General features: G+C 52.1%; 12 protein-coding genes. 10 read left to right on the top strand and 2 right to left on the bottom strand.

Going from position 1 to position 14,994, the window contains the following annotated elements; genetic code table 11:
• Positions 1–268: 268 nt before the first annotated feature.
• The 4 genes from hisS (at position 269) to SBI19_RS06860 (ending at position 5,741) form a co-directional block, all read left to right on the top strand.
• Positions 269–1,528: a histidine--tRNA ligase gene (gene hisS, locus SBI19_RS06875; protein ID WP_317966360.1), complete on the top strand. Its 1,260-nt coding sequence runs from the start codon at positions 269–271 to the stop codon at positions 1,526–1,528.
• A gap of 54 nt (positions 1,529–1,582) precedes the next feature.
• Positions 1,583–3,394, top strand: coding sequence for an aspartate--tRNA ligase (aspS, locus tag SBI19_RS06870; protein ID WP_317966358.1), 1,812 nt, complete (start codon positions 1,583–1,585; stop codon positions 3,392–3,394).
• 139 nt (positions 3,395–3,533) lie between these two features.
• Positions 3,534–4,280 carry a tRNA threonylcarbamoyladenosine dehydratase gene (locus SBI19_RS06865; RefSeq protein ID WP_110047240.1) on the top strand — a complete coding sequence of 249 codons (747 nt, stop codon included), beginning with the start codon at positions 3,534–3,536 and terminating at the stop codon, positions 4,278–4,280.
• Between the two features lie 144 nt (positions 4,281–4,424).
• Positions 4,425–5,741 (top strand): replication-associated recombination protein A, encoded by a 1,317-nt coding sequence (locus SBI19_RS06860; RefSeq protein ID WP_317966316.1) that lies wholly within the window; start codon positions 4,425–4,427, stop codon positions 5,739–5,741.
• Positions 5,742–5,815: 74 nt separating this feature from the next.
• Here SBI19_RS06860 and SBI19_RS06855 read toward each other — a convergent pair whose 3' ends face one another.
• The gene (locus SBI19_RS06855) at positions 5,816–7,126 is read right to left on the bottom strand and encodes a GHKL domain-containing protein (RefSeq protein WP_317966314.1); all 1,311 of its coding nucleotides are present in this window, start codon (positions 7,124–7,126) and stop codon (positions 5,816–5,818) included.
• Between the two features lie 423 nt (positions 7,127–7,549).
• Here SBI19_RS06855 and SBI19_RS06850 point away from each other — a divergent pair, with 423 nt between their 5' ends.
• A complete protein-coding gene (locus SBI19_RS06850) occupies positions 7,550–8,902 on the top strand; it encodes an Nramp family divalent metal transporter (protein WP_317966312.1) in 1,353 nt (450 codons plus the stop codon).
• A 394-nt stretch (positions 8,903–9,296) separates the two neighbouring features.
• Positions 9,297–10,604: a hemolysin family protein gene (locus SBI19_RS06845; protein ID WP_317966310.1), complete on the top strand. Its 1,308-nt coding sequence runs from the start codon at positions 9,297–9,299 to the stop codon at positions 10,602–10,604.
• Positions 10,605–10,957: 353 nt separating this feature from the next.
• Here the strand turns inward: SBI19_RS06845 and mnmA are convergent, their stop codons facing one another.
• A complete protein-coding gene (gene mnmA, locus SBI19_RS06840) occupies positions 10,958–12,085 on the bottom strand; it encodes a tRNA 2-thiouridine(34) synthase MnmA (RefSeq protein WP_317966308.1) in 1,128 nt (375 codons plus the stop codon).
• 244 nt (positions 12,086–12,329) lie between these two features.
• Between mnmA and cymR the strand changes: the two genes are divergently transcribed.
• The 4 genes from cymR to SBI19_RS06820 are packed head-to-tail and all read left to right on the top strand — an operon-like array spanning position 12,330 to position 14,733.
• Complete coding sequence (gene cymR / locus SBI19_RS06835; RefSeq protein ID WP_317966306.1) at positions 12,330–12,749, top strand: cysteine metabolism transcriptional regulator CymR; 420 nt, start codon at positions 12,330–12,332, stop codon at positions 12,747–12,749.
• A 59-nt stretch (positions 12,750–12,808) separates the two neighbouring features.
• Positions 12,809–13,954: a cysteine desulfurase family protein gene (locus SBI19_RS06830; RefSeq protein ID WP_317966304.1), complete on the top strand. Its 1,146-nt coding sequence runs from the start codon at positions 12,809–12,811 to the stop codon at positions 13,952–13,954.
• Positions 13,955–13,975: 21 nt separating this feature from the next.
• The gene (locus SBI19_RS06825) at positions 13,976–14,524 is read left to right on the top strand and encodes a PRC-barrel domain-containing protein (RefSeq protein WP_317966302.1); all 549 of its coding nucleotides are present in this window, start codon (positions 13,976–13,978) and stop codon (positions 14,522–14,524) included.
• Positions 14,521–14,733 (top strand): hypothetical protein, encoded by a 213-nt coding sequence (locus SBI19_RS06820; protein ID WP_110047653.1) that lies wholly within the window; start codon positions 14,521–14,523, stop codon positions 14,731–14,733. The genes SBI19_RS06825 and SBI19_RS06820 overlap by 4 nt, the downstream gene beginning before the upstream one ends.
• Positions 14,734–14,994 lie beyond the last annotated feature (261 nt).

Below are 14,994 nucleotides of genomic sequence, written 5' to 3'. Positions count from 1 at the left end.
GCGTGTAGCGGGCGTTAACCGTTATGAGCGATTCTTCGATCGTAGGCCAGCAGCCTATCGTGACAAGACTCGGAATGTGGGTGGCACCACGGGAGAACAACGACAATCTCTCGTCCCTGATTGACCGAATGATTCGGCAGTCAGGGGCGGGAGTTTTTTTGTTTTGTACAGGAGCATGCCGGGCTGACCGAGTTGAAGTTATGAATTTGATAGTTGCAAGCAATTGCTTCAAGCAGTAATACCGAAGAAGAAAGCAGGGGGATTCACCATGGCATTCCAGAAACCGCCGGGAACGCAGGATTTCCTGCCGGGCGCTGTAGAGCGCTGGCAGTTCGTTGAGAGCAAGGCGCGCGAAATTTGCCGCCGCTTCAACTTCCGTGAAATCCGGACGCCGATCTTCGAATCGACCGAGCTGTTCCAACGCGGCGTTGGCGAGACGACGGACATCGTCGAGAAAGAGATGTATACGTTCACCGACCGCGGCGACCGCAGTCTGACGCTGCGTCCGGAAGGAACGGCAGGCGCCGTTCGCGCCTACGTCGAGAACAAGCTGTACGGCGAACCGGATCTGACGAAGCTGTACTACATCGGACCGATGTTCCGCTACGAGCGTGCGCAAGCCGGTCGTTACCGTCAATTCCATCAATTCGGCATCGAGGCGCTTGGCGCCGTTGATCCAGCGCTCGATGCAGAAGTTATTGCACTCGGCTACACGTTCTATACAGAGGTCGGTCTCAAAAGTGTTGGCGTCGAGATCAACTCTGTCGGTACGCCAGCCGTACGCGCCGCATTCCGCGAGCGTCTGCTCAGCTTCCTGGAGCCGAAGCGCAGCCTGCTGTGCAAGGACTGTCAGTCGCGGATGGATCGCAACCCGCTGCGCGTGCTCGACTGCAAAGTCGATCAAGCGCATTTCGAGGGCGCGCCTTCGATTCTCGACAGCCTCGACGACGAGTGCCGCACGCATTTTGACAAAGTCCAAATGTACCTCAGCGACATGAACATTCCGTTCTCCGTTAATCCTCGTCTCGTGCGCGGTCTGGATTACTACACGCACACGGCGTTCGAGTTCAAGGCGGAGGGCATCGGCGCGATCGATACGATCGGCGGAGGCGGCCGATACAACGGTCTAGTGTCCGAAATCGGCGGTCCGGATCAGCCGGGCGTTGGTTTCGGTTTGGGCATTGAGCGGACGGTACTGCTGCTGGAGCACCAGCAGACAGAGCTGCCGGACTTGACCGCGATCGATGCGTACGTTGTCGCTCTTGGCGATGCGGCGGAGCGCGAGGTTTCTAAGCTTATCTACGGCATGCGCCAGCGCGGGTTGTCCGTGGAGCGGGATTATCAGGGCCGCAAGATGAAGGCGCAGATGAAATCGGCTGACCGTCTGAAGGCACGTTTCACGGCCATTCTCGGCGACGATGAGCTTGAGCGCGGCGAGATTGCACTCAAAGCAATGGCAACTGGCGAGCAGCGTTTCGTGAAGCTCGATCAGCTGGCTGACGAAATCGCAAACAGCAAGCAGCAATAGCAAGTACACTGGCAAGCAACTCCCTATCATACAACCGAAGGAGCTTGATCTCTCATGATGTTGAAAACTCATTCCTGCGGTACGCTGACCAAAGCAGATGTCGGCCAAACCGTAACGCTGAACGGCTGGGTGCAGCGTCGCCGCGACCTTGGCGGCGTATTGTTCATCGACCTGCGCGACCGTACGGGTATCGTGCAAACGGTATTCAACCCTGATTTCTCCGGCGCTGCACTCGAAATCGCAGACCGCGCGCGCAATGAATATGTACTCGCTGTACGAGGCAAAGTCGTTGAGCGCGATGCTGAAACGTTCAATGCGAACCTCGCAACGGGCGAGATCGAAATCCGCGTAACGGAAATCGAAATCTTGAATGCAGCGAAGACGCCTCCGTTCCCAATCGAAGACGGCGTTGAAGTGGATGAGCCAATCCGCTTGAAGCACCGTTACCTTGACCTTCGTCGCCCTGAGATGCAGCGTACGATGATGCTTCGTTCCAAAACGACGAAAGTATTCCGTGACTTCCTCGACGGTGAAGGCTTCCTGGACGTAGAAACGCCAATTCTGACGAAGAGCACGCCGGAAGGCGCGCGCGACTACCTCGTGCCAAGCCGTGTTCATCCAGAGGAGTTCTACGCGCTGCCGCAATCGCCGCAAATTTTCAAACAGCTGCTCATGGTCGGCGGCCTCGAGCGTTACTATCAAGTAGCACGCTGCTTCCGTGACGAGGACCTTCGTGCAGACCGTCAACCAGAGTTCACGCAAGTCGACATCGAGACGTCGTTCCTGTCGCAGGATCAGCTCCTCGGCATGATGGAAACGATGATGGCACGTATTTTCCGCGAGACGATCGGCGTGGAAATTCCGCTTCCGTTCCAACGTATTACGTATGCTGAAGCAATGGACAAATACGGCTCCGACAAACCGGACCTGCGCTTCGATCTTGAGATCAAGAACATCACGGACATCGTTGCAAACAGTGAAGTAAAAGTATTCGCATCCGTAGCAGCATCCGGCGGCGAAGTTAAAGCGATCAACGCGAAAGGCTGCGCAAGCTGGAGCCGCAAAGAGCTCGACGACCTGCAGCCGTTCGCAGCCCGTTATGGCGGTAAAGGCCTCGCATGGATCACGGTGAAGGATGGCGAGTGGAAAGGTCCAATCGTTAAATTCCTGAAGCCTGAAGAAATCGAAGCGCTGACGGAACGTCTGGGCGTTGAAGAAGGCGACCTTCTCACGTTCTCCGCTGACAAGCCGAAGGTTGTTGCTGACGTACTGGGCAACCTCCGTCTGAAGCTTGGTCGCGACCTCGGTCTTATCGACGAGTCCAAATTCAAGTTCCTGTGGGTCGTTGACTTCCCGCTGCTCGAGTGGGACGAAGATGCGAAGCGTTATGTTGCTATGCACCATCCGTTCACGCGTCCGAACGACGAGGACCTCGAACTGCTCGCGACGGATCCAGGCAAAGTACGTGCACAAGCTTACGATATCGTGCTCAACGGCTACGAAATCGGCGGCGGTTCGATGCGTATCTACAAGCGCGATGTTCAGGAGCTTATGTTCAAAACGCTTGGCTTCTCGATGGAGCAGGCGCATGAGCAGTTCGGCTTCCTGCTTGATGCATTCGAATATGGCACGCCTCCGCACGGCGGTATCGCATTCGGTCTCGACCGTCTCGTTATGCTGTTGACAGGCCGCACCAACCTGCGTGAGACGATTGCGTTCCCTAAAACGGCTAGCGCAACGGACGTTATGGTCGACGCGCCTTCGCAAGTCGAGCTGTCGCAGCTTGAGCAGCTGCATATCCGCACGGTAGCGAAACCAAGCGCGAAGCCTGCCGCTGCTGCTGGTGCTGGCGCTCCGCAAGCCTGATCGCTTCAAGAAGCGGGCATAGCCGCTAGTCATACAACAGGAGAATCGTCCGGCATCTGGCGCAATATGCCGCCTGCGCCGGACATTTTCTGTATTCAGGGATACAAGAAATATCAATGATAGAGAGGTGGATCTTCTCATGCTGCATCAATTCTCGCGGACAGAGCTCGCGGTCGGTCCAGAAGGACTGGACAAGCTGCGCGGCAGCACGGTTGCGGTGCTCGGCATCGGCGGCGTAGGCTCGATCGCGGCTGAAGCGCTGGCGCGTACCGGCGTCGGCCGGCTCATTCTTATTGACAAAGACGTTGTCGATATTACGAACATTAACCGTCAGATTCATGCGCTGACGACGACGGTCGGACAGCCGAAGGCAGATCTGATGGCGGAACGCATCAAGCTCATCAATCCGGAATGCGATGTCATTTCGCTGCGGATGTTCTACACGGAAGAGACGTATGAGCAGCTGTTTGAATATCCGCTGGACTATGTGCTCGACGCATCCGATACGATTTCGTACAAAATCCATCTGATCAAGCAATGCTTGGAGCGGAAAATTCCGATCATCAGCAGCATGGGCGCCGCGAACAAAATGGATCCTACGAAATTCCAGGTCGTCGATATTAGTAAGACGCATACCGATCCAATCGCGCGTGTCGTACGCACGAAGTTGCGCAAAGAGGGCATTAAGAAAGGCGTTAAGGTTGTCTTCTCATCTGAAGAGCCGATGAAGCCGCGTGAAGACGTCACGCAGCGCATCGTGCCGGAGAACGCGCCGGAGATTCGCAAGGCGCAGCAGCCGCCGGCGAGCAACGCTTTCGTTCCTCCAGTTGCAGGTCTGATCATGGTTAGCGTAATCGTGAAGGATCTGCTAGTGGATATCCTGTAGTCATCGAAGAAGCCAGCCTGAATGCATTGGGCTGGCTTTTTTACGTTTCCATTTCCGAACAGGTGTGCGGATGTGCGGTTTTTTATGCTACAATATTCGTTATAGAGGTCTAGTGAGAGAGCAAGTTAAAGGAGCGACGGTACAATGGATTTGTTCAGCTATGCGGACGAGCATACGCCGCGCGCGAGACTGCTCGCGGATCGGATGCGGCCGGAATCGCTCGACGATTATATCGGACAGGAGCATATCATCGGGCCGGGCAAGCTGCTCCGGCGGGCCATTGAAGGCGATCGAATTTCATCGATTCTGTTATATGGTCCGCCGGGATGCGGCAAGACGACGTTGGCCCACATTATTTCGAAGCGGACCGAAGCGGATTTCGTGAAGTTGAATGCAGTCGACGCATCCGTCAAAGATGTTCGCGACGTTATTGATAAAGCAAAGACAGCGAAGATGATGTACGGGCGAAAGACGATCCTGTTCCTCGACGAGGTACATCGTTTCAATTCATCCAGGCAGGACGCACTGCTGCCTGCTGTCGAGCAGGGCATTATTATATTCATAGGGGCAACGACGGAGAATCCTTACCACTATGTGAACGGAGCTTTGCTCTCGCGCTCGACGTTGTTTCAGCTGGAGCCGCTAACGAAGGAACATGCGAGGGAAGCGATGCAGCGAGCGATTGCCGATGAGAAGCGTGGACTTGGGTTCATGCGCCTCAACATCGATGAGGAGGCGATAGCTCACATCGCTCAGACAGCGGGCGGAGACATCCGACGGGCGCTCAATGCGCTTGAGATAGCGGCCGTAACGACGCCGTCCGAGCCGGATGGTTCGGTGCATGTGACGCTGGACGTTGCACAGGAGTCGGTGCGCAAGCCGCTCGCCAAGGCGGACGAATCTACGCAATACGATGTGCTGTCCGCTTTTCACAAGAGTGTTCGTGGTTCCAGCGACGCGGCCTTGTTCTGGTTCCTCTATGCGGTCGAGAAGCTGGGCATGGAGCCGATGGTGTTCATTCGTCGTCTGATCGTTGCATGCAGCGAGGATATCGGACTTGCGAACCCGCAGGCGATGGTGCAAGCGACTACAGCGCTCGAAGCGTATCGCAAAATTGGCTGGCCGGAAGCGAAGTACAACATCGCGCAGGCGATTCTGTTCGCCGTCGAGAGTCCGAAGTCCGATGCAACGACTGTAGCGATCGGTAAAGTGATGGCTGTAATTGAACAATCGGGCACGATGGAAGTGCCGCTCCATCTGCGCGACGCACATTACAAGGGCGCCGTGAAGCTGGGGCATGTCGGCTACCAGTATCCGCATGATTTTCCCGGGCATTATGTCGTTCAGCAATATTTGCCGGACGGCCTGCGCGAGCGGGCGTTCTACGAGGCGACCGAGCAGGGGATGGAGGATAAGATCCGCCAGAACCAGCTGCGGCGGCGGGGTCGATCGAAGGGTTAATAACGAGCTCGTCTATGCACAAGAAGGGCCGATAGGAGTCTGCATACTGCGACTCTTATTGGCCCTTTTTTTCGCTAAATTATAATCTGAATCCGCACTTTCTCATTCTCGTATTTGAGATCGATGCTGCCCTCGTATTTGTCCACGGTGCGTTTAATAATCATAAGTCCATTCCCGCGCAGCACGGTCTCATCGGACTTCGTCGTATAATTGCGCTGGAATAACTGCTTCTGATCTTTGGCAGCAAGCAAGGCGGGGTTTTCCACTGCGAATCGGTATACGGAGCCGGATGTTTTACATATGATACGGATGCATTTGGGCTGCGTTCCTTCATAGGATTCCACCGCTTCAATCGCATTGTCCAGCAGATTGGAGAAAATTTTGACAAGGTCCATAGAAGCTATACGGCTATAATCATGGGAGTCGATATCGAAATCCAGTTCGATATATTTGTCTTTGCACTGCTGCCACTTGGTCTGTAATAGCACCATTAAGACAGGATTCTTGATGCGAGTCGATAAATCAAGCGTTCGAGTATCGACTGAAAGCTGCTTCAAATATTCATTCGTTCGATCGTACATCCTCAAATCCATAAGTCCTCTAAGTACTTGCAGATGGTTCATCACATCATGTCTGCCTGCTTTGATGGACTGCAGAATTTTACTCATCTCCGAAATGTACATGGATTCCGATTCGCGCAGATCATGCTTCAGACTCGTCCGATACCAGCTGCGGAGCGTATAAATGACGACGAGAACAAGGACGACAAACAAGATATCGACGATGATGATCAATCTGTTGCTGTCGACAACTTCATTCCCGATTTCTTGAAGATGGTTCACATCTACATCAATGGCCAAGACGCCAAGCGGGTTACCTTCCGCATTATAAAATGGTACACCGACCGATATATACAGTCCGTGGGCCGGATCGTTAATAATGTCAGTATAGTACGATATGCCCTGCTTCGCCTGATTGACTTGCTTAGGAGGAACGGTGCAAGGCAAACCCATAATATGATCGTCCATACCAGGCGGTAAGGCAGCAACCATTGTCTTCGCGACATCGGTCTCATCAAGTTCCAATGTATAAACATAGAGCGCATTAATGCGGGTGCGGTACTCCTCTAAGTAACGCTGAATAGCATCGTTGTTACTGTCATATTGTTTGGCTGATCGGACCTTCTCGTACGTTATCTTGTCTAGATCATTAGCAATCGTTTCAGCAATGACGATGTACTGCTGAGCGATTGTAATTTGGGAAGCTTTCTCGGTTGTATAGTGGGAAAGCATTATTTTTAAGAAAGTAAGCAGCCCCAGAATGATCAAGGTAAGCAGGATGAAGAAGGCGATCTTCTTCTTAGGGTTGTAGTGATGCGACCTCATGCTATGTTCCTTTCCGATAAAACATGACACTAAACGATTAATATAAAAATTCCGTAAATGTATATTTATTTTATCAGGATTTGTGCATTTCAGGTATTCAAAAATTATTGTATTCATCATTACAATTTTTGATATATCAGTTTCAATCATTGAAGTTGCGCAATTAATAATAATATTCATCCTTGCACAAAAGCGGTGTATGGATTAAAGCAGCTGCAGTTTAGGACAAGTTGTTGTAAATAAATTACATAAAAGTTGCAGTTGACAAACTTTTTTGGTCGGATACAATGAGGATAGGTACACTCCCAGAAGAAGCAACATATCGTGTTGATATACATCCCCCTTTTTTTACCGAAAAAGTTGACCGAGTGCAAAACCGTTTGCCTAGTACAATTTTAGTATATATTAATGAGGTGAGTCGACATGGGAAAGGAAACCGGATTGGCTATGCATAATCAAGGGTGGAAACAGGAGAGGGCGAATGTTAGTTTGCCCGAAGTGCACGGTTCGCTTACAATACCGAAAACAGGTTCATGGTTCCGAAAGTTTCTTGCGTTCGCCGGTCCTGGCTATCTAGTCGCAGTCGGCTATATGGATCCCGGCAACTGGGCGACTGACATCGCCGGCGGATCGATGTTCGGCTATTCTTTGCTGTTCGTTATCCTGTTGTCCAACATTATGGCGATGCTGCTGCAAAGCCTTGCCGGCAAGCTGGGCATCGTAACGGGACGGGATTTGGCGCAGGCTTGCCGAGATCATTACAGCAAGCCGGTTTCGATGGCGTTGTGGATTTTGTGTGAGCTTGCGATAGCGGCATGCGATTTGGCAGAGGTTCTCGGAACTGCGATCGCGCTGAACCTCTTGTTCGGCATCCCGATTCTATACGGCGTCATTATAACCGTGCTTGATGTATTCATCGTGCTGCTTCTGCAAAATAAAGGCTTCCGCTATATCGAAGCACTCGTCATCACGTTAATCGGAACGATTGGCGTCTGCTTCTTGATTGAGATCATCTGGGCGAAGCCAGACGCTGGCGGCGTGCTTGCCGGTTTCGCACCGAATATGGAATTGTTCCGCAACCCCGAAATGCTTTATATAGGCATCGGCATTCTCGGCGCGACGGTCATGCCGCATAACTTGTATCTGCATTCTTCGATCGTACAGACGCGTCAAATCGAGCAGACGCCGAAGGGCAAACGACAAGCGATCCGTTTCGCAACAGCGGATTCAACCATTGCCTTGACGTTGGCGCTGTTCATCAATGCCGCGATTCTAATTATCGCGGCAGCGACATTCCATACGACGGGCAACACAGCAATCGCGGAGATCGGCGATGCCTATCATATGCTCGCACCGCTGCTTGGCACGTCGGCCGCAAGTATTCTGTTTGGCGTTGCCCTGCTTGCAGCCGGTCAGAATGCTACGCTTACAGGAACGTTAGCAGGTCAGATCGTGATGGAAGGCTTCCTGAACATTCGTCTTCCTGCGTGGCTGCGCAGATTGATTACGCGTCTCATCGCCGTCGTTCCAGCCGTCATCGTGCTGGCGATCGTAGGAGACTCCGGAACGGCTGATCTGCTTATTCTAAGCCAAGTTATTCTTTCGCTTCAGCTGTCGTTCGCGGTCATACCACTCGTCAAGTTCACCAGCGACAAAAAGAAGATGGGCGAGTTCGCGAATCGGCTGTGGATGAACATAACGGCTTGGACCGTAGCAGCAATTATCGCTGGGCTCAACATTTATTTGCTGTACCAGACGTTTACGGATTGGTTCTAAGTGAATCGGTTCTAAGACAAGAAGCTGTACGCTTCCCCGAATCGGGCGAGTGCGTACGGCTTTTTTAAGTTTTTGTAGAAGAGATGTCAAGCGTTCTATTCCTACCTGAGCGGCAGAACGGAGGCGAAAGATTGGCATAAGACAGGATCCTATTGGAATAGAGTGGAATACGGAGCGATTAAAGCCGATAACGGCAAGGGTCTCATTTGACGCTGCCGTGATCAATCGAATAAGCTGTTGGTACGCAATTGGAAAAATTTTCGTGCATTCGTCTAAATAAAGGAGGTGCGCCTGCCATTGCATTGTCCGTTTCCGCCCGAGCGAGCGGCGTGCGGTAGGCAGGGATTGGTTGAGCAGCGACCCGTTACCGTTAGCATTGAAGCTGGTACTTATTATGCTGTTGGTGTTTATGAACGGTTTTTTTGTCTCGGCAGAATTTGCAATGGTGAAGGTGAGAAGCAGCCGAATCGATTCGCTGGTGTCCGGCGGGCATAAGCGGGCGAGATTCGCCTCCCACTTAACAAACAATCTCGATGGTTTCCTGTCGGCCTGTCAGCTTGGCATTACACTTTCATCTCTTGGCCTTGGCTGGATCGGAGAGCCTGCTATTGCGAGCCTGTTGGAGAAGTGGTTATCACAGTTCGGATTACGAAGCGAGGTGCTGACGCATACGATCGCTTTCGCTATCGCCTTCTCGTTCATTACGGTGCTTCATATTGTACTAGGAGAGCTGGCCCCGAAGACAATCGCGATACGCAAATCCGAGCAGGTTACATTGTTAACCGCTGCGCCGCTTGTACTCTTCCATCGCATCATGTACCCCTTCATCTGGGTGCTCAACGGTATGGCCAATCGTCTGCTGAAGCTGGTCGGCATTGCGCCTGCCTCTGAGGAGGAATCGGCGCATACAGAAGAGGAAATACGCATCCTCGTCAAAGAAAGCCATAAGAACGGACTTATCGATAATACGGAACTAGCGTTGATGGATAACATATTCGAATTCGTTGAGACCAATGCCCGCGAGATTATGATACCGCGGACGGAGATGGTCTGCCTCTATGCGAATCAGTCATTCGAAGACAATAAAGCCATTGCGCTGGAGGAGATGCACACACGCTATCCGGTATGCGACGGCGATAAGGACAATATTATCGGCTTCGTCCATATTAAAGATATATTGAAAGTTTCCTCGCAGAACTTGAAAGACATCCGACTGATTACTCGCCCGATGACGACCGTGCCCGAATCGATGCAGATCAGCACGCTGCTTAAGCTGATGCAGAAGCGGCGCACACAGATCGCGATTCTCATCGATGAATACGGCGGCACATCGGGACTCGTCACGCTCGAAGACATTATGGAGGAAATCGTCGGCGAAATTCAGGACGAATTCGACGAAGAGCGACCCGAAGTCGAGAAACGGGATGAGCACACGCACTCCATCAGCGGAATGATGCTGATCGAGGAAGTGAACAGCTACTTCGGCCTTGATATTGAGACGGACGACTACGATACGATCGGCGGCTGGCTTTACTCGCAGATCGAGATCCCGCCAAAACCGAATCAGCGCGTGCAAGCCGAGAACGACTATGAATTCATCGTAGAAGAAACCGACCATCTTCGCATCTGCCGCGTCACCGTCCGTAAGCGACAACAAGGCGAGGAGGAGGTCGAAGGGAAGTTCGGAGTTGAGCACGGATAAATAAAGCACTCATACGATAACAAACAACAAGCCGTCAGCGGCAGGATTTCCTGCTGCTGACGGCTTTATGATTTTGATCTCAACACAACAGGTCCCAGTTAACTCCCAGCACTTCCGTTGTCTCATCAATGGGCGGCGACAGATGCACACGCTCGAACAAAGTATGCAGACGTAATAACGTGTACCTAGATACAATCTACCAGAAGCTTTGCCGCAAGGCGGCAAGAGCGGGCATACGATCCATCGAACCTAGATCGTCCTTATGAGGAGTCCAGAGGTCACACGACCTTTGGGGCCCTCCCTTGCAGGGAGGGTTTGGGTGGGTAGAAAATCCTCGTTAGGACTTAGGTGACTTAAGCGAGTTGGAAACTTGCCTCGTCAACAAGTTGGACCTTGTTAATGGTGCCGCCGCCAAGGCATATATCCCCATCGTAGAAAACGACGGCTTGCCCTGGCGTAATCGCCTTCTGCGGCTGGTCGAATACAACTGTCGCAGTGCCGTCTTCGCCAAGCGTTAGCGTCACGCCTTGATCCGCTTGCCGGTACCGGAATTTGGCCGTGCAGTGAATCGGACCTTGCGGACGTTCTGGCGAAATCCAGTTTATATTCTCGGCTTCGAGGCTGTCGGAATAGAGACGTGCATGCGCATCGCCTTGTACGACGTACAGAATGTTGCGCTCCAGATCCTTGTCCGCTACGAACCAAGGCTCGCCGCTGCCGGAGCCGCCGATGCCAAGACCTTGCCGCTGACCAAGCGTGTAATACATCAAACCGTCATGTCGGCCTTTCTCTTCGCCGGAGCGAAGATCAATCATCGGTCCTGGCTGTGCCGGCAAATAACCGCTCAAGAATTGTTTGAAATTGCGTTCGCCGATAAAGCATACGCCTGTACTGTCCTTCTTCTTCGCCGTTGCAAGGCCAGCTTCTTCCGCGATACGGCGAACTTCCGGCTTAGGCAGGTGACCAATCGGGAACATCGCCTTCGACAGCTGCTGCTGGTTCAGCTGATGGAGGAAATAAGTTTGATCCTTATTGCCGTCTACACCGCGGAGCAGCTTGGTTTCACCGTTTTCCGAACGCTCAACACGGGCATAATGACCAGTAGCAAGATAATCTGCGCCCAGATCGATCGCCTTCTGGAGAAATTCGCCGAACTTGATTTCACGGTTGCACATGACGTCTGGATTCGGCGTCCGTCCACGCTTGTACTCGTCGAGGAAATACGTAAACACTTTATCGAAGTATTGACGCTCGAAGTTGACCGTATAGTAAGGGATGCCGATCTGATCGCAGACGCGACGGACGTCTTCCGCGTCCTCTTCCGCTGTGCAATGACCGAATTCGTCGGTATCATCCCAGTTTTTCATGAAAATGCCGATGACATCGTAACCCTCCTGCTTGAGCAGATAGGCTGTAACCGATGAATCGACGCCGCCGGACATGCCGACGATAACGCGTGTTTCTGCTTTCGATTTATTCATGCGGGCTAAACCACCTTTAATGCTGATTAATGAATGTATTGTAACATGGCGCTCGTTCTTTTTCATCTTATCTGGTAGGATCGGTGCTCGTCCGCTTACTTTTTTCAAGAGAATGACACGATATTGCTACACGAAGCGGTAACATTGTGCTAACATATATATGATATGGGAATACCATGATTTAAATCGACGAAACAAACAGTCTTTTACGACCCAATAGATGCATGGAATGAGGTGCCGTTTTTTGAAAATTTCGACGAAGGGCCGTTATGGGCTAACGATTATGATGGAGCTTGCGGCGAAGTTTGGTGAAGGACCAATTTCGCTTAAGAGCATCGCTGAGAAGAACCAGCTTTCGGAGCATTACTTGGAGCAGCTTATTGCACCGCTTCGCAACGCAGGTCTAGTGAAAAGTGTGCGTGGTGCTTACGGCGGTTACATTCTTGCGAAAGCATCCGATCAGATTACAGCAGGCGATGTCATTCGTGTGCTTGAAGGTCCAATCTCTCCTGTTGATTTTACAGAAGAAGATGATCCGGCTAAACGAGACCTGTGGCTTCGCATCCGCGACAGCATTGCAGCCGTGCTCGACTCGACTACGCTGGCGGACTTGATTGCATTCAAGGAAGAAGGACAGATCGACAACTATATGTTCTACATCTAGTACGGGATAGACGGTTTAGGCAGCGCCGTTATGCGGTGGCCAGGAATTGAGGAATGAGAATGACTCACTATTATTTTGACCATGCGGCTACGACGCCGATGAGACAAGAGGTCGCACAAGCGATGATGGCTGTCATGACGGAGGGCCCCGGCAATCCGTCCAGCATGCATCGCTATGGAAGAAATGCGCGGGGACATATGAACCGTGCACGGGATACGGTCGCTTCCTTCATCGGCGCTAAGCCTGCAGAACTTACCTTTACATCGGGCGGTACGGAAAGCGACAATCTAGCCATCCTTGGCGGAGCTAGGGCAATGCTCGCGAAGGGCAGGAATCAAATCATCACGAGCGCGGCCGAGCATCATGCTGTGCTTCATGCTTGTCAGTCTTTGCAATCCGAAGGGTTCGAGCTGACGATGCTCCCTGTCGATTCGAGCGGACAATTGTCCGTTCATGACGTTCGGGACGCTCTAACGGACCGTACCGCTCTCGTAAGTGTAATGTATGCAAACAATGAAGTAGGTACGATTCAGCCGATTGCAGCGATTGGCGAGCTTGTGCGGGCGAACGGGGCTCTCTTCCATGTCGATGCGGTGCAAGCGCTTGGTTCGATTCCGATCCAGGTTCAGTCGCTTCCTGTCGATTTGATGAGCTTCTCCGCGCATAAGATTAACGGCCCGCAAGGAGTCGGCGCACTGTACATCGCATCCAACGCTTCAATCAGCCCGATCGTATTTGGCGGATCACAAGAACGTAAGCGGCGGGCGGGTACGGAGAACGTGGCAGGCGTTGTTGGTTTCGCAGCTGCGGTAGAAGCAATTGCAAGCGATATGGCCGCACACGCCGACCGAATGGAGCAGCTTCGTGATCATTGGATTTCGTTAATGACTGCAGCGACGGATGGCCGGATCGCACTGAACGGACATTCCACGATGCGGCTTCCGCATATCGTGAATGTAAGCTTTCTCGATATCGATACAGAGACGATGCTGATGAACCTGGACATGGCTGGGATCGCAGCTTCTGGCGGATCGGCCTGCACCTCTGGGTCGCTGGAGCGCTCGCATGTGCTGATGGCGATGGGTGTAGATCGTGAACGTCTGATGACGGCTGTACGATTCAGCTTCGGATTGGGGAATACTTTGGAGGAATTGAGCGAAGCGGCACAATTAATTGAAACAATTGTCCGCCGCGTCCGTAAATAACTTCAAAGGGGCGTACCCGGTGTGATCAAACTGCAGCAGCTGATCGGACTGCCGGTTGTCGATCTTCGTACGGGCAGACAAGCTGGCAAAGTGAAGGATGCCTGGTTCGATGACCAATGGTCGATGCAAGGCGTCGTGTTGGAAGCGAAGTGGCTTTCCTCGAAGGAGCGGATTGTTCATTGGAATCGCGTTGCGTCATGCGGCGAAGACGCGGTGCTGATCGATAGTGCGGAAGCTGTCGTCGTGAAGGACAAGACGGCTGCAGGGCGATGCTTTCAGAGCGGACATCCGAAACTGAAAGATTTGCCAGTCGTAACGGTAGGTGGCACGCAACTTGGTCGACTATCAGATGTTTATTTTGAACCCATTCAGGGTACACAAATAGTAGGGTATGAACTAACGGATGGATTTATATCGGACTTGCTTGAAGGCCGCAAGTGGCTGCGAGCGCCGAAGGAATCGGAAACCGTATTGCTCGGGGAAGATGCGATAATCGTTCCGGCGTGCTGTGAAGCGCAGCTCCTGCCGGTCGCGCCTTCCGATTCGGATATAGGGAGAAATGAAAGATGATGAGATGTCCTAACTGTAACTCCAAAGACATCGGTAAAATCGGATCCCATCAATTTTACTGCTGGGGCTGCTTCATTGAATTGACGGTCAACGGTGAGAAGATGTCGGTCTATCAGGTAGAAGAGGATGGAACGCTGAGCTCGCTCGACGACCTATTCTTTGAGGAAGAGATGTCAGAAATTTCACAAATTCATGCAAACGGCTTATGATGCGCATAACGTAACGGACGTTCGGAAGAGAGCGTCCGTTTGTTTGCATTTCAGCGATAATGCAGTATAACAACTGTATATAGGCAAGTTGAATAATGGAAATGACGAAACCGTATGGTGCATCCAATGATGCGTCGTACGGTTTTTATTGTTAGACAAGGATGATTCGGGGCGCTTGTACATATAATGATTGCGTATGCCATTGTCTGCATGCATGCGAGCATCGGTCTCATGGGCTGATCACCGCAAGGGAAGGAGGCG

The organism is Paenibacillus sp. CCS19, assembly GCF_033239625.1.
GTDB lineage: Bacteria > Bacillota > Bacilli > Paenibacillales > Paenibacillaceae > Paenibacillus_T.
This window is presented reverse-complemented; position numbering and strand designations above follow the sequence as displayed.